Below are 938 nucleotides of genomic sequence, written 5' to 3' on the forward strand. Positions count from 1 at the left end.
CTTGAACATCACCTCTTCGAACTTCGCCGCCATGTCCGCATCGCGCCGCGAGAACTTTCGGAGCTCGTTGCGCGTCTTGGCCTCGTCCGGCCACGTGATGAGTGGCGGCCCGTCGTCGTTCGACATGAAGGTCGAGTTGACCGGATGGATCTGCAGCCCGTGCTTGGCGAGCTCCAGCTCGCGCGTGACCTCGGGACGGAGCAGGCTGACGACGTACGAGCACACCGAGTACTTGAAGCCCTCGTAGATCTCCTCGGTGACGGTTGCGCCGCCGATCACGTATCGCTTTTCGAGCACCAGGACCTTGCGGCCGGCTCGTGCGAGATACGCTGCACACGTCAGGCCGTTGTGGCCGGCCCCGATCACGATCGCGTCATACGATTGCGCCATACTGATCCCTGGCTGAGAGTTGAAAAGCTCGTTTCAAGACGTCGCTCGCTTCTTGATGATCGACTTCTTTCTCGGCGGATCGAAGAAAGGCATCTTCACCACGGTGGCCGGAATGGAGTATGCCTTGGCCTCGATCACCTCTTCGATGAAGAAGCGGGTTCCGAGCTTCCCGTACTCGGGCTTCACGCGGGCGATCACGATGTACTTCTTGAGCAATCGTGACCAGGTGCCGCTCGTTCCCCGGCCGATGTGGTGCTCTTGTGCTTCGTCGGAGTAGATCGGAACGTCTTCGTTCCAGGCCGTGTCGGGCAGGTGAAGCGGCATGCCGTAGATCCGGAAGTATTTCTCGATCACGGTGACGTCGAGCTCGATTCCGACCGTGGCCCAGCGCGACGAGCCGGTGGCCTTCTCTTGCCGCAAGGCGTCGCGGCCGACGAAGAAATCGCCGTCGAGCTTGGTCATCCAGCCGAGCCCGAGCTCGAGTGGCGACGTCATCTGAACGTCGAAAGCCGTCTGCGTCGACGAGGTGAAGTCGGCTTCGATCGACA

General features: G+C 61.1%; 2 protein-coding genes. Both read right to left on the reverse strand.

Annotated features, from left to right (window positions below; genetic code table 11):
* Window positions 1–390: NAD(P)/FAD-dependent oxidoreductase (locus tag GY725_10635; GenBank protein ID MCP4004642.1), on the reverse strand; the 390-nt coding region annotated here is incomplete at its 3' end.
* A gap of 33 nt (window positions 391–423) precedes the next feature.
* On the reverse strand, window positions 424–885 hold the full coding sequence (locus GY725_10640; GenBank protein MCP4004643.1) for an aminomethyl transferase family protein: 462 nt from the start codon (window positions 883–885) through the stop codon (window positions 424–426).
* Between the last annotated feature and the right edge of the window lie 53 nt (window positions 886–938).

Source organism: bacterium (genome assembly GCA_024226335.1).
Taxonomy (GTDB): Bacteria; Myxococcota_A; UBA9160; order SZUA-336; family SZUA-336; genus JAAELY01.

What these genes read in the sequence shown, in the direction of transcription:
- GY725_10640 (MCP4004643.1), bottom strand. Translation starts at nt 885, where the DNA reads ATGACGTCGCCACTCGAGCTCGGGCTCGGCTGGATGACCAAGCTCGAC.